Genomic DNA, 21,442 nt, shown 5'->3' with positions numbered 1-21,442 from the left:
TTCTGAAAAGCTGCCAAAAGTGTTTTGAAGAGTGACTGAATGTTTTTGTTTTGGGGGATTGTCTATGTGGAACCGTATTGTTGTGACCGACCGCAACCGAGGTGTGTATGGCGCGCTTGTGCATGAGCATTTGCAAAAGCGGCGCATCCTGTTTCATGAAAAGCTGGGCTGGGATATTCCGCGCACCGAGCATATCGAGCAAGACCAGTATGACCGCGCCGAGACCGTCTATGTTCTGGTTGAGCGGGCGGGGCGGGTTGAGGCCTATGCGCGGCTGATGCCGACAACCGCAAAGGTCTCGTATGGCGCTGTGGAGTACAGCTATATGATCCGGGATGCGACGCGGGGTATGTTGCCAGGTATCCCCGATGATATTCTGGGGGCGCGGGTGCCGCCGCAGGCGGCCAGTATCTGGGAGGCGAGCCGTGTTGAGGCCTCTGGCAGGGCCGCGCTGGTCGCGCTGTTTCTCACCATTGCGGAATATCTCGAAGAGGTGGGCGCAGATGAGCTGATTTCCTTTACGCGCAAGAACTTTGACGCCATCGTGAGGGCGATCGGCTTTGATGCTGCGGTGATCGGAGAGCCTGTTTATTATGAGGGCAAGCCCTATTGCGCGATCAGCATGAGGTGGGCCGAGGCCTTGGAGACGGGTGACAGCGAGGCCCATGTGGCTGCGCCAGCTCTTGCGGATGAACCGATGCGGCTCGCGGGGTAGCAGAGTCGGGTTGACACTAGGGCAAGTGCGTCCAAACATAGGCCCATGAGCGAGCAAGGTCTGAGAGAGATTGTCGATCTGCCTGATGTCGGGATCGTCATGTCGGACGGGGTGCGCCTTTCGGCGCGGGTCTGGATGCCTGTTGATGCGGGGGAGCACCCTGTGCCAGCGGTGCTGGAGCATCTGCCCTATCGCAAGCGCGACGGCACTTGCGGGCGCGACGAGATTTCCCACCCTTGGATGGCGGCGCGGGGCTATGCCATGGTGCGTGTGGATATGCGCGGCAATGGCGACAGCTACGGGCATATGGACGATGAATACACCGCCCAAGAGCTGGCTGACGCCTGCGAGGTGATCAACTGGCTGGCTGCGCAAGACTGGTGCACCGGCAATGTCGGTATGCAAGGGATCAGCTGGGGCGGGTTCAACTGCTTGCAGACGGCGGCGTTGCAGCCAGCCCCTTTGAAGGCTGTGATCAGCATTTGCTCGACTGTGGACCGCTTTGCCGATGACATCCACTATAAGGGCGGGTGTTTGCTCAATGAGAACCTCGCGTGGTCTTCGACCATGTGGGCTTACTCCTCCCGCCCGCCTGATCCTGCCTTGCGCGCAGATTGGCGCGAGATCTGGATGGAGCGCCTTGCGCGGGAGCCGTTCCTGATTGCGAACTGGCTCAAGCACCAGCGCCGCGATGCCTTTTGGCAGCATGGCTCTGTTTGCGAGGAGTATAGCAAGATCAAAGCCAAGGTGCTCGCCATAGGCGGCTGGGCAGATGGCTATAAAAACGCCGTGCCAGCGCTTGTGGAAAACATTGATGGCGCCAAGGGAATTACGGGGCCGTGGGTGCATCTGTATCCGCATATCGCTGTGCCCGAGCCGCGGATCGGCTTTTTGCAAGAGGCCAAGCGCTGGTGGGACACGTGGCTGAAAGGGCTTGAAACAGGGGTTGAGAGCGACCCTGCCTTTCGCGGCTATGTGATGGAGGGGTATCGCCCCAGCCGCTTTAATGCGCCGCGCGCGGGTGTCTGGATTGCCGATGAGGCCACGGGGGGCGCTTTGCGCGCGCTGCCCTTGGGGGCCGATGGCGCGCTTGGCGGGGCGGGGGCCTTTGAGGTGCCGATTGCGTCGCCGCAAAGCTGTGGGCTGGCAGGCGGGGAATATTACGCCATTGGCCGTGGCCCCGAGTTGAGCGCAGATCAGCGCGCAGATGATGCCTATTCGGCGGTCTGGACGGGTGCACCGCTGGCGGCACCTGTTGATCTTGTCGGGCGGCCAAAGCTGCAGCTGACGCTGCGCTCTGACACGCCGCAGGGGCAGATTTGTGTGCGGCTCAACCATGTGCACCCTGACGGGGCCAGCACGCGGATGAGCTTTGCTGTGTTGAACCTCACCCATCGCAAGAGTTCGGCCAGCCCCGAGCCTATGCCCGTGGGCGAGGCGGTGGAGATTGAGCTTGTGCTGGATCACATGGCCTACCGTGTGCCTGCGGGGCACAAAGTTGCGGTGGCGGTCTCTACGGCCTATTGGCCGCTGATCTGGCCCGCGCCAGAGGCGGGGGCGGTGACTGTGACGGGGGGGGTGCTGCATCTGCCCGAGCGGGGTTTGGCTGCGACGGATGAGTGGCACTTTGAAGAGCCTGAGGGCGCTGCGGGCTGGCAGACTGAAGAGCTGCGCGCCCCGCGCAATGAGAAACACGAGGTGACAGACCACGAGACGGGGCTGATCACGCTCACCATCACCGATGATTTTGGCAAGCGGCGCGACGTGGCCCACGGGCTGGTGAGCGGGGGCGTGAGCCGCGAGACCTGGGTGATTCATCCGGATGATCCTTTGAGCGCGCTTGGGCGCACCCATTGGACAGAAGAGACCGAACGCGCGGGGCTGGCGCTGCGCACCGAGACCTTTGCCGAGATGACGAGTGACGCCACTTACTTTTATGTGACAGGGCGCTTGGAGGCCTATGAGAACGATGTTTTGGTCTATGCGCGTGATGTGCAAGACCAAGTGAAGCGCGACATGATGTGAGCGGCTTTACGGAACTGTCATGAGAAAACCCTTGCTGTATCAAACGCAATCGGCTTTCCTTGACTCAATAATCAATAAAACCTGCGTGTAAGCGGGGCAAAAACAACTGGGAGACGATAATGACTGACCAACTCGACTATCTGAAAAAGCAAGCAAGCCTTGGCAAACTTTCGCGCCGCGACTTTCTGGGCAAGACCAGCGCGCTTGGCGTTTCGGCGGCGGCTGCGGGCACGATGTTTGCCACTGTGGCGCGTGCGGATACGCCCAAAAAAGGCGGCGATTTCAAGCTTGGCTCGGTTGGCGGCGAAAGCACAAACAGCCTTGATCCGGCAACCTACGCAAGCCAGGTGCCGTTTCACAACGGCAAGCAGTTTGGTGACACGCTTGTTGATGTGACGGGCGATGGCTCGATCAAGAACATCCTGGCGGAGAGCGTTGAAAGCTCGGCAGACGCCAAGACGTGGATGTTCAAGATGCGCAAGGATGTCGAGTTCCACAATGGCAAGACCATGACGGCCGAAGATGTCATGAAGACAATGGAGCGCCACTCCAACGAGGACTCCAAATCAGGTGCGCTTGGCATCATGAAGGGGATCGAGAGCATGAAGGTGGACGGGGATATGTTCTCTGTCACGCTGAAAGACCCGAACGCCGACTTGCCTTATCTGATGGCCGACTATCACCTGATCATCCAGCCAAACGGCGGTATGGACGCGCCAGATGCGGGCATCGGCACGGGGCCGTACAAACTGGAAGTCAACGAGCCGGGTGTGCGCCATGCGTATACCAAGTTTGAAAACTACTGGGCGGATGATGCGCATTTTGACTCAGTCGAGATCATCGTGATCAACGATGCGACCGCGCGGACAGCGGCGCTGCAGTCGGGTCAGGTGCATATGATCAACCGCGTTGAGCCCAAGGTTGCGGGCCTTCTGGACCGTGCGCCGAACGTGAATGTGACCTCGACTGCGGGCCGTGGCCACTATGTCTTCATCATGCATGCTGACACGGCGCCGTTTGACGAGAACGAGCTGCGCCTTGCCCTGAAACACGCGATCAACCGTGAAGATATGGTTGATAAAATCCTGCGCGGCTATGGCTCTGTTGGCAATGACATGCCGATCAACAGCTCGTATCCTTTGTTTGATGCAAGCATCCCGCAGCGCAGCTTTGACCTTGCCAAAGCGGCTGAGCACTACAAAAAGTCTGGCCATGATGGCAGCCCGATTGTCTTGCGTGTGGCTGATGGTGCCTTCCCGGGGGCGGTGGATGCGGCCTCGCTCTTCCAGCAGAGTGCGGCGCAGGCGGGTATTCCGCTTGAGATCAAGCGCGAGCCGAATGATGGCTACTGGTCAGAGGTCTGGAATGTGCAGCCTTTCTGCGCGAGCTACTGGGGCGGTCGCCCTGTGCAAGACCAGATGTACTCAACCGCTTACCTCTCAACCGCGGACTGGAACGACACACGCTTTAAAAACCCTGAGTTTGACGCCATGTTGCTGGCGGCGCGTGCAGAGCTCGACAACGCCAAGCGCAAGGACATCTACTCCAAGATGGGCTACATGGTGCGCGACGAGGGCGGCCTGATCTGCCCGATGTTCAACGACTTTGTCGAAGCGCATAGCACCGATCTGATGGGGTGGGGGTCGAACGGCAACCAAGAGCTGATGAACGGGCTTATCACCCGCGACATGTGGTTTGCGTAAGCAGGTCTGATTGATGCACCCGATTATTAAACTTGTTGCCCAGCGGTTTTCGCTGGGCATCCTCCTCCTGGTTGCGGCCTCTGTTCTGATTTTTGGTTTGACAGAAGCTTTGCCCGGAGATGCGGCGCAAGCTGTTTTGGGGCAGGCGGCAACAGCGGAAAGCCTTGCGAACCTGCGCGAAGAAATGGGGCTGAACCGCCCCGCAACGACACGGTATTTTGAGTGGTTCGGCGGGATCATCACTGGCGACTTGGGCACATCGATTGTCAACCGTCTGGACATTGCCGAAAGCGTGGGCAAACGGCTGGGCAATACGCTGTTTCTGGCCTTTTGGGCGGCGCTTGTCTCGGTGCCACTGGCTATTTTCCTCGGCCTTCTTGCTGTGCGCTACCGCAACCGCTGGCCTGACAAGCTGATTTCGGGTGTGACACTCACCACGATTTCTATCCCTGAATTCCTGATCGGGTATGTGCTGGTTTACTTCCTTGCTGTGAAGCTCGGATTTGGCTCGGCGCTTGCCATGATCAACGACAGCATGACGCTGTTTGAAAAGCTCCAGTCAATCGTGCTGCCTGTGATGGTGCTGACGCTTGTTGTCTTGGCGCATATGATGCGCATGACGCGCGCGGCCATCCTCAATGTGATGCAATCGGCTTATATTGAAACTGCCGAGTTGAAGGGCTTGAGCACCTTCAATGTTATTGCCAAACACGCCTTTCCCAATGCGGTCTCGCCCATTGTGAATGTGGTGATGCTGAACCTTGCCTATCTTGTTGTCGGGGTTGTGGTTGTGGAAGTTGTGTTTGTTTACCCCGGCATGGGGCAGTTTCTTGTGGATGCGGTGACCAAGCGCGATGTGCCTGTTGTGCTGGCCTGCGGCGTTATCTTTGCGGCGATCTATATCGGCCTGAATATGCTGGCGGATATTATCTCGATCCTTGCGAACCCAAGACTGAGGCACCCGAAATGATGAAAAATATTCCTCTTTCGGCGCTGATCGGACTGTTTATCACGGGGCTTTACTTTTTTGTGGCCATCTTTGCGCAGTGGATTGCGCCTTTTGGCATGGCCGAGGTTGTGGGCGATGTCTGGGAGCCTGCGAGTGCCGAGCACCTCTTGGGCACAGACAACATTGGCCGCGATCTGCTGACGCGGATGATCTATGGCGGGCAGACGACGATTTTCATCGCCACGATGGGCACGATCCTGAGCTTTGTGACGGGGTCAAGCCTTGGCTTTCTTGCCGCCGTGCTGGGCGGCTGGGCGGACCAGCTTTTGAGCCGCCTCGTTGATTTGCTCATGGCGATCCCCTCGCTGATCATGGCGCTGGTTATTCTGGCGATGGTCCCTGTGACGGTGCCTGTGCTTATTCTGGTGATGGGCCTTCTGGACGCGACACGCGTGTTTCGCCTTGCGCGCTCTGTGGCTGTGGACATCAACGTGATGGAATATGTCGAGGCCGCCTCGCTGCGCGGGGAAGGGCGGCTCTGGGTTATCTTCCGCGAGATCCTGCCCAATGCGCTCAGCCCCTTGGTGGCCGAGCTGGGCTTGCGGTTTATCTTCATGGTGCTGTTTATCTCGACCCTGAGCTTTTTGGGGCTTGGCGTGCAGCCGCCGCTCGCGGACTGGGGCGGGATTGTGAAAGAAAACAAAGACGGCATCGTCTATGGCATCGGTGCGGGGCTTTACCCTGCGGTGGCGATTGCCACGCTGGCGATCAGCGTGAACCTTGTGGCGGACTGGATTTTGAACCGAACCACCAGCCTGAAAGGGGGCCGCGGATGAGCGAGACATTTATGCGTGTGCGCGACCTGAAGATCGGCGCGACCGTTTACCCGCCAGATGCAAAGCCCCATGACATCGAGATTGTGCATGGTGTGTCTTTTGACCTTGAGAAGGGCAAAGTGCTTGGCCTGATCGGAGAATCTGGCGCGGGCAAATCAACCATCGGCCTTGCGGGCATGGCCTATGGGCGCGGTGGGGTGAAGATCACCGGTGGCGACGTCTGGATCAACGGGCGCAACATTCTGGCCAGCTCTTTGAAAGACCTGCGCGCTTTGCGCGGGGGAGAGGTGACCTATGTGAGCCAGTCGGCGGCGGCGAGCTTTAACCCGGCCAAGAAAATCTTGGAGCAGGTGACAGAAGCCGCGATCCGCCATGGCAAATTTGGCAAGCCCGAGGCCGAGGCGCGGGCTGTTGAGCTGTTTCGCAAGCTGGGCCTGCCTGACCCCGAAACCATCGGCAACCGTTACCCGCATCAGGTTTCGGGCGGGCAGTTGCAACGCTGTATGACCGCGCTGGCGCTCTGCCCCGAGCCTGATCTTGTTGTGTTTGACGAGCCGACCACGGCGCTGGATGTGACCACGCAGATTGATGTGCTTATGGCCATCAAGGAGGCGATCCGCGACACGGGTGTGGCCGCCCTGTATATCACCCATGATCTGGCTGTTGTGGCGCAGGTGTCTGATGACATCATGGTGCTGAAGATGGGCGAGATGGTGGAATATGGCTCGGTGGACGAGATCATCAACCGCCCCAAAGAAGCCTACACCCAAGCGCTTGTTTCGGTGCGCTCGATTGACCACGCGGAAAAGCAGCCCACATCCGAGCCTGTGCTGCGCTGTGAAAACATCACCGCGCGCTACAAGGGCACGAAGTTTGATGTGCTCAAAGATATCAACATCGAGGTCCACCCCGGCCAGACGCTGGCGGTGGTGGGCGAAAGCGGTTCGGGCAAGTCAACGCTGGCGCGGGTGATCACGGGGCTTTTGCCCCAACGGGAGGGGCGCGTGCATTTTGCGGGGCGTGACCTTGACCCCGTGATGAAAAAACGCCCGCGGGATGACCTGCGCGAGCTGCAGATGATTTACCAGATGGCAGATACGGCGATGAATCCGCGCCAGACCGTGGGCACCATCATCGGGCGGCCTCTGGAGTTTTACTTCGGGCTCAGGGGCGCGGAAAAGCAGCGCCGCATTCAGGAGCTTCTGGACGAGATCGAGCTTGGAACGGGCTTTCAGGACCGCTACCCCGCCGAGCTGAGTGGCGGGCAGAAGCAGCGCGTCTGCATTGCGCGTGCGCTGGCGGCGAAACCCAAGATGATCATCTGTGACGAGGTCACAAGTGCTTTGGACCCGCTGGTTGCCGACGGGATTTTGAAGCTTTTGCTGGATTTGCAAAAAGTCGAGGATGTGGCCTATCTCTTTATCACCCATGATCTGGCCACGGTGCGCGCGATCGCGGACAGTATTGCTGTGATGTATCGCGGGGAGGTGGTGCGCTATGGCACGAAGACCGAGGTCTTGAGCCCGCCTTTTGACGACTACACCGACCTCTTGCTCAGCTCTGTGCCCGAGATGAAACTGGGCTGGCTGGAAGATGTGATTGCGCACCGTAAGATGGAAAGTGCGGGCAACTGAACAGGGGTCGAATGACGCTGCGCGTCATCCGACCGATGCGAGAGGGGCTTTGCCCCTCTCGCGCTCTCCCCAGGATATTTCTGGCAAAAAGAAATTGACAGGGGAGAGCGATGTTTTGGTGAATTTTTGGGGTGTGAGATGAAACGCAAGCTTCTGTTGATTGTTCTGGACGGGGTGCCTTTGCGCAACTTTCGCCGTCTGTTTGGCAACCTGGAGGGCTGGGTGGCCAGTGGCGAGGCGCAGAGCTGGACGGTGCGCGCTGTGCTGCCGTCGATTTCGGCGAGTTGTTATGCCTCGCTTCACACGGGTGTCAGCCCGCAGGTGCATGGCTGTACGGGCAACGGCAATGTCTTTCGCCTCAAGGAAGAAGATGTATTTGCCGCCGTGCGCAGGGGCGGGGGCGTTACGGGGGCCGTGGCGCACAGCTTCTGGAGCGAATTTTTCAACCGTCACCCTTTTGATCATGTGCGCGACATCGAGTATGACGAGCCTGAGAGCGCGACCATCAACCATGGCCGCTTTCACACGATGACGGGCTATGGGCTTATCAACCAGATGACGCCTTCGGATGTGGATCTGTTCGGCACGCTCACCAACCTCTGTGGGCGCTTCGGGCTGGATTACGGGATGCTGCACACCTGCACGCTGGACAGTATGGGGCACCGGTTTTTCCATGACTGTCAGGAAATGGACCACGCCTGCGCGATGATGGATGAGATGCTTGCGCCCTTTATTCGACGGTGGCGCGATATGGGCTACGAGATCATCGTGACGGCGGATCACGGGCAGGACGCGCGCGGCCACCATGGTGGCAAGGACGACTTGCAGCAGCTTTCGGCGATGTATTATTTCGGGTCCGGTGTGGGCCCGACAGCGGGCAGCGAGATTGATCAGCTCCAGATTGCTCCCACGATCCTGAGCCGTTTGGGGGCGCCGATCCCTGCCAGCATGAAGGGTCATGTCTTTTTGAAATAGGGTATCCGTAATCTGTGGTTGAAGCCGTCTCTGGATGTGTCGGATCGAAATCGTAATTTGTCGTTGAAACGGTGAATGGCCGCTATGCGCAGGAAGCGGGCTTTGCAAAGTTTGGCTGGGTTCCCTACAGCAACCATTCGTGTAGCGTGCGGCGAACGCTGGGCTGTTAGGCTAACCCGCAAACGTGCAAGTAGTTGCTCTACAAGATCAAATTTTATCAAAATCCTCGAACCGGCGCTTAATACTGTCTAGCAAGGGCGTAACTTCATCCAGTGTGATCAAAGGTTGGCGCTTCCAATCGCCCCTATTGAGTTCAGAGTTTAATACATCGACCGAGATCCGAACGATGGCGCAGACCTGCGAAGCGTCCAAAGTCAATTGGATCGGGGGATAGTGACTGTAAGTCGTTCGGAAGTCATGCAGCAGGTAGAGCGCCAGATTAGTGGAATCCCGTTCTTGGGAAGCATCAGCGGGCTTGGGCACATCATAGCCAAGCCGTCGCATCAAAGTCGGAAAATTTGCCATCTCCTGTCTACTAGCCAGTGACTCGAACTCCTCGTAATCGTTAAGCGTATTTTTTCCGGCCGCGTAGTATGCACCAATCTCCTTTTCTATATCGTGCCGTTTCGCGCCGAACCCATCCGTGCGCGTTAGCTTGCATACGGCGAGACTTTGTAGAGCGGTGTGAGATGCTATGATAACCCACTTCCAAAGGACGGGCCTCTTGGAGGTTGCCCAGATCAAGGCTTCGAGGGCCTGCAAGTTGGCAAGCAAGTCGTCGAACTCGTTTGTACTAAGCCAATTGGGATCATCGTTTGCCAGCACATCGAGAAGGAATTGAAGCCCACAGTTGCTGTTTGAGTTGTCCTTTTCCAAGGTTTATCTCCCTCATCGAAACACATTGCACCATTTTAGATTTTTTACTCGAAAGTAATAAACTAGACAGCCTCGTCCCGCATTTTACCAGTTGGCGAGCTGCGTGGCGAAGGTCAGCTATCGCAAATTCGCGGCGGCGGCCGGTAGGTCCGCTCCGGGCTGGGAGCGGTCCTTCCCACTCTGCCGTTTTCAACACGAGCGCGAAATTCTGCGCTGCGGCTTTGGCCTCAAAATCAATCATGAAATACGGATACCCTTGAAATAATGCGCCGCATTTCTCTTGGGTGGGGTGTTTTGTGCTCTCATTGGGGCAGAATTTCTGAGAGCTTTGTTGCAAGGCTGCAACGAAAGTAGCGCTAAATATCAGCTATGACGCAGTATTTTGGGGGTTCCCCTTAAATACCCCCTATCCAAAGGGACATTTTGTATCTAAAGATTATGGCATAAAAGCGGCGCAATTAATGACGTCGCGTATTTGAGGCAAAATGGTGGTGTCATGAAACCTATTAGTTTCGTTGCCCGTGGTGGCACGGGTTCGGTTGATCGTGGGAACGTTTCGGCGGACCAAAATCTTACAGCAATTCAAGCAAGCGCGGGTGGGGAATATTCTTTCAATCTGCGTCAGAGCGACATTGTTCGCTATGGCCGCGCGGGCACAAACCTTGAGATCACATTGGCCGATGGGCGCGTGATCCTTTTGGAAAATTTCTTTGATGCATCCGGCACGCCCGTGGCGAAGCTCTATGTCTCGGCGGATACATATATCAGCGAAGTGTCGTTGGTGGATGGCGCCAACGGCGAGCTTTACGGCCAGTATGGTGTGGCCGAGACCTGGGGCAAATACGGCGCAGGCGATGATCTGATTTTTGTCGATGGCACCGAGGTGGCGCATGCTGCCATGGGGCAGGAAGACGAAGTTTCGATGTTGGGCGCGGCCGGGCTGCTGGGCGGCCTTGGTGGCGGCCTCGGAACGGCGGCGGCTGTGGCCGGGGGCGCTGGTGTGATCGGCGGTATTGGCGGCGGTGGCGGCGGCGGAACGCCTGCCTATGTTCCGCCGACTGTGGATGACGGGTCTGTTGTCATCGGTGGTGACGATGTCACGGATGCCGAAGAAACCATCAGCGTTACAGGCACGGCGCAGCCGGGCTCTGATGTGACGGTGACGATCGGAGACGAGACAGTCACGGTGCAGCCTGATGACGAGGGGGCCTGGACGGCGACATTTGAGGGCGAAACCTTCCCTGAAGACGGGGAGTACACTGTTGATGTGGTTGTGAGCGAAGAAGGTGGCACGGTTACAGAACTTGATGGCCCCAGCATCACGATCGATTTGACGGGCCCCGAGATCAACGTCAGCGAAGGTGTGAAATCAACCGATGATCTGATCAATGCGGCTGGCCATAGCGCCGAGGGCGGGATCGAGATCAGCGGATCGGGCGAGGCAGGTGCCGACCTGACTGTTACGATTGCAGGTGTGACGCATGAGACCGTTGTGGGCGAAGATGGCAGCTGGTCTGTCAGCTTCTCGTCAAGCGAGATCGCAGCGGGCGACTATTATGAAACCGATGTGACCATCGTCTCGACAGACAGTTACGGCAACTCGACAACTGCGGTGGAAACACTCGCGGTGGACACGCTGGGCAACGTGACCTTTGGCGGCTCAAACGCGGGTGATGACAGTGTCATCAACGGGGACGAGTACGGGGACGGTGTGACTTTGACAGGCACAAGCCAGCCGGGTTCGACCGAAGTGATGGTGAGCCTTGACGGCGTGGTGCGCGAAGCCACCGTGGCGGCCGATGGCAGCTGGACAGTCACCTATGACGCGGCTCAGGTGAAGACTGGCGATTACACCGGAAATATTGTTGTGACGGCCATTGACGCAGCCGGCAACCCGTCAAGCACGACAGGCACTGTCGAGTTTGACACGCTGGTCGAGAACTATGCCATCAATACCACGACAGGTGGTCAGGATGGTGTTGTGAGTGGTGGAGAAGCCAACGCAAGCGGTGTAAACTTTGGTGGCACGGTTGAAGCCGGGTCGACTGTTATGGTTGAATTTGCGGGCATGACGCGCCCTGCCGAGGTGGTCAACGGCAACTGGAGCATCAGCTTTGCGGCCAGCGAGCTGCCACAGTCGGACGGGGGCACCTACACAATGGTGGCCACGGCGACAGATCTGGCGATGAACACAAGCGAGTTGCGTCAGGATGTTGTGATCGACAACGTCGCAGGTTCGCTCGCGCTGAGCAGCGCGCCGATTGAAGGCAACAACATTGTAAACGCAGAAGAGGCGAGCAACGGTGTGACCGTGCGTGGTACCTCGGATGCGGGCAATATGATCGACGTGAAGCTTGGTGACGCGACGATGACTGTGAGAACGGCTGCGGATGGGACCTGGGAAGCCGACTTCCTGCCCGGTCAGCTCGAGGATGGACAGTTTCATGCGCCGATCACGGCCACAACGACCGATGCGGCGGGGAACGTGCGCGAAGTCAGCGGGTCGGTCGAGTTTGACACGGTTGTCCGGGATATGAACTTTTCGGAGGCCACAGTGGCAGGCGACAATGTGATCAACAGCTTTGAGCGGCTTGATGGCGTTGAGTTTTCCGGCACAATGGAAGAGGGCGCGGCCTCTGTCATGATCACGATCGGGCGGAATTCGGTTCCTGCGGACTTTGATGCTGATGGCAATTGGTCAGTGACGGTGCCGACTTGGATGCTGCCTCAGGGCGAGGATACCTTTGATCTGCGCGTCGATATTGTGGACAAAAACGGCAACGCCGACTTTATCACCCAAGAAGTGAGCTATGACACGCTTGTGAACACATTTGAGGGCGGTGCCGTGCTTGAGGGCAGTCAGGCTGTCTATAATGCGGCAGAGATCAGCGACGGGATTGTCTTGTCAGGGCAGGTTGAGGCCGGGTCTGAAGTGACGGTTGAATTCGGTGGCGAGCTCTATGGGGCCGAGGTGACAGACGGCGCATGGACGCTTGAGCTTCCTGCATCATTGTTTGAGGCAAGAGATTATGACCCCGAGATCATCGTGCATGCCAAAGACCTTGCTGGAAACGTAGACACCATCAGGCAGACGATCCAGATTGATGCAGAGCTGCCGGATGCGCCGGAAATCTTTGCGGAAACGAGCGTAGATGACGGCTATGCAGCTGTCTGGGTTCAGGACAGTGTTGATACGCAAGTTGTTTACGAAGTTGCGCAGGACAACAGCGTGACGCAGATTGCTGATGAGGGCGATGCTGGGCGCATTGGCGCCAATAACGTCTTCGGGTTTGACAGCATTGTTCCTGACGGCTCGCACCTTGTTGTTTCGGCCACGGATGATGCGGGCAACGTTTCGAGCACCTTTATGGCGCTGGATGATCCGAACAACTCCGATATCAACATGGTGAGAGTGAATCCGGAGCTTTCCGGCCTTGAGATCGAGGCGATTGATCTGACCTTTGCGGAAGATACAAACCTCACGCTCTCGCTTGATCAGGTTGAAGCCTTTGCCGAGCACTCCGACACGCTGGCAATCCATGGCGGGAGTGATGACACTGTCACCATTACCGGTGCTGTGAAGACAACTGGCACGGTCACGGAAGATGGCCAGACCTATGATGTCTACACGCTTGGCGAGGATGCGACTGTATTGATCGACGACGATATTAACGTCGTCATCTAAGACGAAAGAGCGGGGCGCGCGCACAGGCAGTTTGCGCGCCCTGTCTCACCCACAATTATAACGCCTAATAAAAAACGGGGCGATCCATGGGGCAGAACCTTTTAGGCCTAAGGGCCACAAGTGCATTACTGATGATAACACTGGCAGGCGGTTGCATGTCAGACGGGGGCGAAGTGAGCCGCTTTAAGACGGGCTTGCTTGACACCGATGTCGCCGAAAAACGCCAGACAGAAGCGGCCAACTCTCTTGTGATTTCCTCGCTGCAGGCCCGCCAGAGCATTTTGCCTGCGGGCAGCTCTTTTGAGCGGGTGGCGACACCTGTTCTGGCGGCCAATTCGCGCGCTGCCGAGAGCGAGCTGCGCTCCGCACGGCTGCGCGCTGAAGCGCAATCCAAGAACTGGCTGCCCACATTGGGGCCAAGTATTTCGCTGACATCCCTGAGCGATGCGGTGGCAAGCATTGTTGTGGATGCTGTGCTGTACTCGGGCGGGCGCAAGAAAGCCGAGCGCGAGTTTGCCAAAGCCGATGTTGAAGTGGCGGCTGTGAACCTTGTGATTGATACGAACGAGCGGGTGCACACCGCACTGATGCTGTATTTGCGTGGCCAGGAAGCCCGCGAGAACGAGGCCACGCTGAGCGCGGCTTTGAAGGATATGAAGCATTTTGAGTGGATCATGACCGAGCGGGTCAAAGGCGGGGTGTCTGATATGTCGGATCTCAGCGTGATCCGCCTGAAGCTGGCCAAGATGCAGGCAGATTTCAGCTCGCAAAGCGAGACGGCAAAAGCCGCTGTGGCCGAGCTGAACGCCATGTCTGTCAGCAAACTTGACGGGGTTGAGGGCGTCAGCGCACTCACTGTAAGCCGCTCGGCAGCCCAGCCTCTGGAAGTTTTGCTCTCGGAGGCCGAAAAGAGCCGCTCTGTGGCCAATGCCAAGATTGACCGCGCCGGCTATTTGCCAACGGTGACAGCCTCGGCCGATACAAGCGGTGGCGGGATCACGGGCTCTGTTGCGCCGACAAATGCAATCGGGATCGGCATGGGCGCGAGCCTTGAAGCTATCAAGGCCACCGAAGAGGCCGCAGGCCGCCGTGTGGCGCAATCTCAGGAAGAGGCAAACCGCCGTCTGGCCAAGCAAGAGGCCGAGATTGCGGCGTTGAACCGCCAGCTGGCCGAAGCCGCCGCGCTTACGGCGGGGGCCAAGGCCAACCTTGACCTGTTCCAGCGCCAGTATGATGCCGGCCAGCGGCAGGTTATGGATGTGGTCGGGGTCTATGAGACCTATGCGGCGCAAGCGCAGGCCGAGATCGGCCTCAAATATGACCTTGCACGGGGTCGGCTTGATATGGCCAAAGACCTTGGTCTTTTGGCGGACGGGAGCGACATTTGACCCAGAAGAAGCCGCTTTCGCTGACAATCAAGGCTGGCGGAAAAGCCAAGCTGAAGCCCTCGGCCAATACGGCGGGGCCGGTCGCGGGCTCTGTGGCTGCGCCTGAGGGCAAGCGGATGTCAGGTCTGACGGTGAAGCCGCGTATTGAGCGGCGGGTTGAAAACGATGAGGCGCGCGCGGCCAAAGTGGCTGCCGAGCGGGCGGCGGAGCGGGGCCTGAAAGTGGCCGCCACTGCGCCCAAAGCGGTGGCGGTCATGCAAGCTGCTGCGCCTGTCATGAAGCCCGCGCTCGGGCAGATCAAACCTGTGAAACTGGAGACGAAAGCGGCGAATACAGCGCCTGTTGCCGTGGCGCAGCCCAAGCCTGCAAGCAAAACCGAGCGCACCAAAACACGCGCCGAGCTTGCTGCAACATATGCCGGTATTCTGGGTGTGCAGACTGTGGCGCGCGACATTGTCGAGATCATCGAGCAAAGTGTGAGTGCGGCAGATGATGTGCAGCCCTCTGTTTTGGTGCGCGCACTTGAGGCCCAAGGGCTGAACGCCTCTGTTCAGACGGTGAGCCACTCTATCAATGCGAGCTGGCCTGCGCTGGCGCTTATGACAAGTGGGCAGTTTCTGCTTGTGATGGGCGAAGAAGACGGCGCGCTTGTGATTTATGACAAGACCTGTGCGGACAACCGCGCGATTGTGCCCCTCGGGGAGTTCGAGCCCTATTTCTCGGGCCAGCTTGTGAAGGCGGAAGCGCAGCTGACGCAGATCAGCAAAGCCCATACACCCAAAAGCAGTGCGCCGCATTGGTTCTGGGGGCAGTTTGGTATCTTCAAGAAGCAGTTTGGCGAGATCGTGCTTGGCTCGCTTGTGGCCAATTTGCTGGCTGTCGCGGTCGCGCTGTTCAGCTTGCAGGTGTATGACCGCGTGATCCCGCATCAGAGCGAGGCCACCCTGTGGGTGCTGGCCGCTGGGGCGGGGCTTGCGATTGTGATGGAAGCGCTGCTCAAGATTTCGCGCGCACGTCTTATGGACGGGGCGGGGCGCCAGATCGAGCTTGGGGTGCAGAAGCTTTTGATGGATCGTGTGCTGGGTATGCGCAGTGAGCGGGCAGGCCAGGAGCCGAGCCAGCTTTTCAGCTCGATGCGTGAATTCGGCTCTGTGCGCGAGTTTTTCACGGCCTCCACTGTGGGCGCGCTGGCGGATATTCCGTTTATTTTTGTTTTTCTCCTGCTGGTGGCTTCCATCGCAGGAAACGTCGTCTGGGTGCTCGTCCTTGGCGGTCTTCTGATGGTTTTGCCCGGGTTTTTCCTCCAGAAAAAGATGATCCGCCTGACCAAAGAGACGCAAGGGGCGAGCGCCAAGGCAAGCCGTATGCTGCATGAGACGATCTTTGAGCTCGACACTGTGAAGACACAGCGCTCGGAAGATCGCATCCGCCGCCTTTGGGAAGAGCTGACCGCTTTGTCGGCGCTCAAATCCAGCGAGCAGCGCCAGCTTGCATCGGTCCTTACGTTCTGGAGCCAGGGCGTGCAGCAGGCCACCTATGTGGGCGCGGTGATCCTTGGAACCTATCTTGTGTTTGCCGGGCAGTTCACCGTTGGCTCGATCATTGCTGTGGGTCTTTTGACAGGGCGCACGCTTGGCCCGCTCACGCAGCTGGCGGGCACGATGGCGCGTTGGGGCAATGTGAAAGCGGCGCTTGACGGGCTTGATGCGATTGCCGATGCACCACAAGACCGCGCCGAGGGGCGCAGCTATTTGCGCCGCGAGACGCTGACGGGCGACTATGAAATTCACGAGATGCGCTTTCAGTACGAGGATGGCGGCAGACCGCAGCTTGATGTGGCGGGTTTGCACCTGAAGGCTGGTGAGGCTGTGGCTGTGCTTGGCTCGAACGGCTCGGGGAAGTCGACCTTGCTCAAGGTGTTGGCAGGGCTTTATGCGCCCACGCAGGGCCGTGTGCTGCTTGACGGGATGGAGATGGGCCAGATCGACCCGCGCGATATGCGCCGGATGATCGGCTATCTTGGCCAGGAGGTGAAGCTCTTTGCAGGCACCCTGCGCGACAACCTCAACCTGAATATGCTGGAGCGCGATGACGGGCGCTTGCTTGAGGCGCTCGATTTTGCGGGGCTTGGGCAATATGTGAAGAACCACCCCAAGGGGCTTGATCTGGATATTCGCGATGGTGGGGCGGGGCTGTCTATTGGCCAGCGTCAGTCTATCGGCTGGGCGCGCCTCTGGTTGCAGAACCCGTCGATCTGCCTGCTCGACGAGCCGACCGCAGCGCTGGACCAGACGCTTGAGAAAGTGTTGGTGGACCGCTTGCAGACATGGCTCAAGGGGCGCACCGCAGTGATTGCCACGCACCGTGTGCCGATCTTGCAGCTCACAAGCCGCACCGTGATTTTGCAGAGCGGGCGTATGGCCGTTGATGGCCCGCGCGATCAGGTTTTGGCGCATCTGAACAAGAGCGCAGCAGGGGGTGCCGCATGAGTGTGGATGCGACCAATCTTTCAAGCCAGTTGAGCGTCAGGATGCGAGGGCCGAGCCTTTTGATCTGGCTTTGTGCTGCGACTGTGCTGATCTTTATTCTTTGGGCCGCCTTTGCCTGGGTCGATGAGATCGTGCGCGCGGATGGCGAGATGATTTCCTCCTCGCGCCCCCAGATCATCCAGAACCTTGAGGGCGGTATTCTGGCGGAGCTGATGGTTAAGGAAGGCCAGATCGTCAATGAGGGGGATGTGTTGGCGCAGTTGCGCGGGACGCAGTTCCAGTCTTCGGTGGATGATTTGCAAGACCAGATCATCGCGCTGGATATCCGCCGCCGCCGTATTGAAGCCGAGCTGAACGGTTTGAACGAATTTGGTGTGCCTGAGGCTTTGCAGCTGCGCAGCCCCGAGATCGTGGCCTCCGAGCGCGCGCTTCTGGTGGCGCGCCAGAGCGAATATAACACCGCCAAAGAGGGCGCTGCGCGCGTGCTGGAACAGGCCAGTCAGGAAAAGCGGCTGATGGAAGACCTTCTCAAAAAGAAGATCGTGGCGCTGATCGAGGTGACGCGGGCGCGCAAGGCCCATGCGGACGCCAAGATCCGCTATGATGATATTGTCACCAAGACAGAGCTTGAGCGCGCGCAAGACTACTCGGACACTTTGAAAGAGATTGCGACGCTGCGCCAGAACCTGAAAGCAGGCCAGGACCAGCTCAACCGCACCACGCTGCGCTCGCCTTTGCGCGGGATCGTCAACGGGCTGGCTGTGACCACCATTGGCGGCGTTGTGCGCCCCGGTGAGGAGATCTTGCAGATCATCCCGCTGGATGAGGAGCTGTTTGTGGAGGCGCGCGTGCCACCCAAGAATATTGCCAACATCCGCCGTGGGCAGGAAGCCACTGTGAAGCTCTCGGCCTATGACTACACGATTTATGGCAGCCTCAAGGGCACGGTTGATGTGATCTCGGCGGATACGTTTAAGGACGACAACGCCCGCGACCCTGAGGCCTCGGCGCACTATAAGGTGACTGTGAAGGTCGATATGAGCCAGCTCAACGCGCGCCAGAGCCGGATCGAGATCCGCCCCGGGATGCAGGCCAACGTGGAGCTGCACACAGGCTCAAAGACGGTGCTGACCTATCTTCTCAAGCCGCTTTACAAGAGCCGTGAAGCCTTCCGCGAGCCTTAAACGCCTGCGTCAAACACCGCCGACATGGCAGCGTGAAGGCGGGCGAGGTCTTCTTCGACAGTGGCTGACAGATCGCAGTGAAACGCGGGCAGCACCTTGAGGGTGATCACCCCGCTTTTGGGGGCAAACTTGCCGCGCGGGAGCAGGCTGTCGGAGTTCAGGATCACGATGGGGCGGATGCTACGGCCTGTTGCGCGCGCGACAACAACCGCGCCTGCTTTGAAGCTGCCCAGAGAGGCTGTGCGCACGCGTGTGCCTTCGGGGAAGAGCACAACAGAGCGGCGCGGCGGCATGTCTTTGACGGCTTGCGAGAGCGTCTGCATGGCGATTTTGCCACTGGCGCGGTCAATTTCAACCAGCCCTGCGCCCTTAAAGCCCGTAGACAAGAGCGCTGCATCGCAGAGCTCCTTCTTGGCGGCAAAGGTAAACCATTTGGCATCAGGGACAGTGTCCATCAGCGTGAAACCGTCAAGGTGGCTGCGGTGGTTGATCACAATCAGGCTGTTCACGTCACCCGCGAGCGTGGCTTTGTCGGCCGCGCTCATCTCGGCGCGGATGCTGAGGAGCCAGAGCAGGCGCGTGCAAGCCCGCTTTACAGTGCGCCAGTACCAGCCGCGAAAGCCTGTGCGACGCGCGCACAAGAGCGGCACAAAGCCGATGTAGAGAAAGTAGAACGGGCCAAAGACGCAGAGCGCTGTGCGTTTGATGAGCCGTATTGCGCGTGGCTCAAGCGGAGTGGAGGAATGTGACATGGACGCCTTTGCTGAAACTGCGCACGCGTTGGGCGCCATGGCAAACTCTAAAGCGCAATCAGCGGATGAACTCAACGGCTTTTGCAGCCTCTCAAAGCTTGCTCCCGCGCGCGCTGCCGCGTAAGCCTTTTGGATGCAATACACAACGCGTGATCATTTGAAGGCTTATCTTGTGCTTGGCTTGCCCCTTGTGGGCAGCCATGTGGCGCAGATGTCTATCACACTTATCGATACGCTGATGCTCGGCTGGTACGACGTGGATGCGCTGGCTGCGCAGGTGCTGGCGGGGACAATGTTTTTTGTCTTTTTCATTTTCGGGTCGGGCTTTGCCTGGGCTGTCATGCCCAAGGTGGCGCAGGCCGAGGGCGCGAATGACGAGCGCGGCGCGCGGCGCACCACACGGATGGGGCTTTGGGCCTCGATCATGTTTGGCATGGCGGTGATGCCGTTGTTTCTTTGGGCGGAGCCTGTGCTTGTGGCACTTGGTCAGACACCCGAGCTTGCGGCTATGGGCGCTGATTATCTGGCCATCGCCGGTTGGGGGATCTTCCCTGCGCTGATGGTGATGACGCTGAAGAGCTTTTTGGCGGCCCTTGAAAAGACCCAAGCGGTGCTCTGGATTACGGTTGCGGCTGTCTTTGCCAATGCGCTGGTGAATTATGCGCTGATCTTTGGCAACTGGGGCGCGCCCGAACTGGGGATTGTCGGGGCGGCCTGGGCCTCGCTTGTGGTGCAGGGGCTCTCGTTTGTCCTGATCGTGGCCTATGCCCAGATCGCGACGCCCGAGCACCAGCTTTTTGTGCGCTTCTGGCGGGCGGATTGGGAGGCCTTTGGCGAGGTGTTTCGCCTTGGCTGGCCTATCGGGATCACGGCGCTGGCCGAGGTGGGGCTGTTTGCAGCGAGCTCTGTGATGATGGGCTGGCTTGGCACCTTGCCTTTGGCGGCGCACGGGATTGCGATGCAGGTGATCTCGCTGGCCTTCATGGTGCATCTGGGCTTGAGCAATGCAGCGACGGTGCGCGCGGGGCGGGCCTATGGGCGCGGGGATATTAGTGGCTTGCGCCATGGGGCTTACACTGTCTTTGCCATGTCTGCGGTTGTCGCCGTTGTGGCGGTTGTGATTTTTCTGACGATCCCTGAAGTTTTGCTCTCGGCATTTCTGGACCCGACCGACCCTGATGCGCCTGCGGTGATGGCCATTGGCGTGGGCCTTATGGCGGCGGCGGCACTGTTTCAGCTGGTCGATGCGGCGCAGGTCATGGCGCTTGGGGTGCTGCGCGGCGTGCAAGACACGCGCGTGCCGATGCTGATTGCCGGTGTGGCCTATTGGATCATCGGTGTGCCTGCTTCTTATGTGCTGGGGATCAGCCTTGGCTATGGCGGCGTTGGCATCTGGCTGGGCCTTGCTTTGGGGCTTGCGGTGGCGGCGGTGCTGCTGATCTGGCGGTTTTTGCGCTGGCAGCCTGCGGCTGATCACTCAAGCGTGAGAGCAGGCGAGCAAGGGTGATTTGCTTTCAACGCTGCGGTGGCTAGGCTTCACGGGCGGTTTGCGTAGCTGGTAAAGGGTCGATCATGTGTCAGGGTTTCTTCAGATATGTCTCGGTTGTGGTATTGGCCTTTCTGGCTCCGATAGCGGCCAAGGCCGAAGCTGTCAGCTTTGACACGGGTTGGAAGCATCAGAAATTCTCGCTCTTTTCGCGCAATTCTTACGGTTATGAGGGCCGGAACCTGAGCATTGGCTCTGATGGCTCTGTGTCGCTGATCTATAAGCCTTTGCCTGAAACGGCTTGGGGCAGCCAGTCGGCGGCGTGGTCTTGGGCTGTTGAACGCTCTGTGCCTGCGACTGACTTGCGCTTGAAAGGCGGCGATGATCGCAACATCGCGCTGTATGCGGTGTTTTTGCCGCGTGCGGAGGCCGAGCGGCTGAGGGGCGCCAAGATCAGCACGCTCTTGGGCAACGAGGCTGTGCGCGTGCTTGTGTATGTCTGGGGCGGGTCGCATAGGCGCGGTGCGCAGCTTGACAGCCCGTACCTTGGCGCGCGCGGCAAGACGGTTGTGTTGCGCGGGGCGGGCACGGGGGCGCATAGCGAGCGGGTGGACCTCGCCGCTGACTATGCGCGCGCCTTTGGCGGCACGGCCGAGGCGCTGGTGGGTTTGGCTGTCTCGGCGGACAGTGATGACACCGCCAGCCGCATCGCGGCGCGGCTGAGCGATCTTCAGGTCAAATAACT

At 58.9% G+C, this 21,442-nt stretch carries 16 protein-coding genes; 14 read left to right on the top strand and 2 right to left on the bottom strand.

Annotated elements, in window-relative coordinates:
• Positions 1 to 64: 64 nt before the first annotated feature.
• From ACTG3X_RS04760 to ACTG3X_RS04730, 7 genes are all read left to right on the top strand, one after another.
• Positions 65 to 715, top strand: a complete 651-nt coding sequence (locus ACTG3X_RS04760) for an acyl-homoserine-lactone synthase (protein WP_439110090.1) — start codon at positions 65 to 67, stop codon at positions 713 to 715.
• A gap of 45 nt (positions 716 to 760) precedes the next feature.
• Positions 761 to 2,740 (top strand): CocE/NonD family hydrolase, encoded by a 1,980-nt coding sequence (locus ACTG3X_RS04755; protein WP_439110089.1) that lies wholly within the window; start codon positions 761 to 763, stop codon positions 2,738 to 2,740.
• Between the two features lie 119 nt (positions 2,741 to 2,859).
• Positions 2,860 to 4,443: an ABC transporter substrate-binding protein gene (locus tag ACTG3X_RS04750; protein WP_439110088.1), complete on the top strand. Its 1,584-nt coding sequence runs from the start codon at positions 2,860 to 2,862 to the stop codon at positions 4,441 to 4,443.
• A 13-nt stretch (positions 4,444 to 4,456) separates the two neighbouring features.
• Complete coding sequence (locus tag ACTG3X_RS04745) at positions 4,457 to 5,413, top strand: ABC transporter permease (RefSeq protein ID WP_439110087.1); 957 nt, start codon at positions 4,457 to 4,459, stop codon at positions 5,411 to 5,413.
• A complete protein-coding gene (locus ACTG3X_RS04740) occupies positions 5,413 to 6,228 on the top strand; it encodes an ABC transporter permease (protein WP_439110086.1) in 816 nt (271 codons plus the stop codon). The genes ACTG3X_RS04745 and ACTG3X_RS04740 overlap by 1 nt, the downstream gene beginning before the upstream one ends.
• Entirely contained in the window at positions 6,225 to 7,862 is a 1,638-nt protein-coding gene (locus ACTG3X_RS04735; RefSeq protein ID WP_439110085.1) for an ABC transporter ATP-binding protein, read from the top strand. Before ACTG3X_RS04740 ends, ACTG3X_RS04735 begins: the two co-directional genes overlap by 4 nt.
• A 138-nt stretch (positions 7,863 to 8,000) precedes the next feature.
• On the top strand, positions 8,001 to 8,837 hold the full coding sequence (locus tag ACTG3X_RS04730; RefSeq protein ID WP_439110084.1) for an alkaline phosphatase family protein: 837 nt from the start codon (positions 8,001 to 8,003) through the stop codon (positions 8,835 to 8,837).
• A gap of 207 nt (positions 8,838 to 9,044) precedes the next feature.
• Here ACTG3X_RS04730 and ACTG3X_RS04725 read toward each other — a convergent pair whose 3' ends face one another.
• Positions 9,045 to 9,713 (bottom strand): hypothetical protein, encoded by a 669-nt coding sequence (locus ACTG3X_RS04725; RefSeq protein WP_439110083.1) that lies wholly within the window; start codon positions 9,711 to 9,713, stop codon positions 9,045 to 9,047.
• A 496-nt stretch (positions 9,714 to 10,209) separates the two neighbouring features.
• On the opposite strand from ACTG3X_RS04725, the gene ACTG3X_RS04720 reads away from it, so the two are divergent.
• The 4 genes from ACTG3X_RS04720 to ACTG3X_RS04705 all read left to right on the top strand — a co-directional run bounded on the left by ACTG3X_RS04720 (position 10,210) and on the right by ACTG3X_RS04705 (position 18,459).
• The gene (locus tag ACTG3X_RS04720; RefSeq protein WP_439110082.1) at positions 10,210 to 13,398 is read left to right on the top strand and encodes an Ig-like domain-containing protein; all 3,189 of its coding nucleotides are present in this window, start codon (positions 10,210 to 10,212) and stop codon (positions 13,396 to 13,398) included.
• Between the two features lie 155 nt (positions 13,399 to 13,553).
• A complete protein-coding gene (locus ACTG3X_RS04715; RefSeq protein WP_439110081.1) occupies positions 13,554 to 14,786 on the top strand; it encodes a TolC family protein in 1,233 nt (410 codons plus the stop codon).
• Positions 14,787 to 15,061: 275 nt separating this feature from the next.
• Positions 15,062 to 17,275 (top strand): ATP-binding cassette domain-containing protein, encoded by a 2,214-nt coding sequence (locus ACTG3X_RS04710; protein WP_439110118.1) that lies wholly within the window; start codon positions 15,062 to 15,064, stop codon positions 17,273 to 17,275.
• Positions 17,272 to 18,459: an HlyD family efflux transporter periplasmic adaptor subunit gene (locus ACTG3X_RS04705; protein WP_439110080.1), complete on the top strand. Its 1,188-nt coding sequence runs from the start codon at positions 17,272 to 17,274 to the stop codon at positions 18,457 to 18,459. The genes ACTG3X_RS04710 and ACTG3X_RS04705 overlap by 4 nt, the downstream gene beginning before the upstream one ends.
• Here the strand turns inward: ACTG3X_RS04705 and ACTG3X_RS04700 are convergent.
• The gene (locus ACTG3X_RS04700; RefSeq protein ID WP_439110079.1) at positions 18,456 to 19,211 is read right to left on the bottom strand and encodes a lysophospholipid acyltransferase family protein; all 756 of its coding nucleotides are present in this window, start codon (positions 19,209 to 19,211) and stop codon (positions 18,456 to 18,458) included. The two genes, ACTG3X_RS04705 and ACTG3X_RS04700, sit on opposite strands and share 4 nt — an antisense overlap.
• Here ACTG3X_RS04700 and ACTG3X_RS04695 point away from each other — a divergent pair.
• The 3 genes from ACTG3X_RS04695 to ACTG3X_RS04685 all read left to right on the top strand — a co-directional run bounded on the left by ACTG3X_RS04695 (position 19,210) and on the right by ACTG3X_RS04685 (position 21,440).
• Complete coding sequence (locus ACTG3X_RS04695) at positions 19,210 to 19,335, top strand: hypothetical protein (RefSeq protein WP_439110078.1); 126 nt, start codon at positions 19,210 to 19,212, stop codon at positions 19,333 to 19,335. The genes ACTG3X_RS04700 and ACTG3X_RS04695 overlap by 2 nt on opposite strands.
• Before the next feature lie 9 nt (positions 19,336 to 19,344).
• Positions 19,345 to 20,718: an MATE family efflux transporter gene (locus ACTG3X_RS04690; RefSeq protein ID WP_439110077.1), complete on the top strand. Its 1,374-nt coding sequence runs from the start codon at positions 19,345 to 19,347 to the stop codon at positions 20,716 to 20,718.
• A gap of 65 nt (positions 20,719 to 20,783) precedes the next feature.
• Positions 20,784 to 21,440: a DUF3047 domain-containing protein gene (locus ACTG3X_RS04685; protein ID WP_439110076.1), complete on the top strand. Its 657-nt coding sequence runs from the start codon at positions 20,784 to 20,786 to the stop codon at positions 21,438 to 21,440.
• Positions 21,441 to 21,442 lie beyond the last annotated feature (2 nt).

The sequence above is a fragment of the Lentibacter sp. genome (assembly GCF_965658795.1).
Classification (GTDB): Bacteria; Pseudomonadota; Alphaproteobacteria; order Rhodobacterales; family Rhodobacteraceae; genus Lentibacter.
This window is presented reverse-complemented; position numbering and strand designations above follow the sequence as displayed.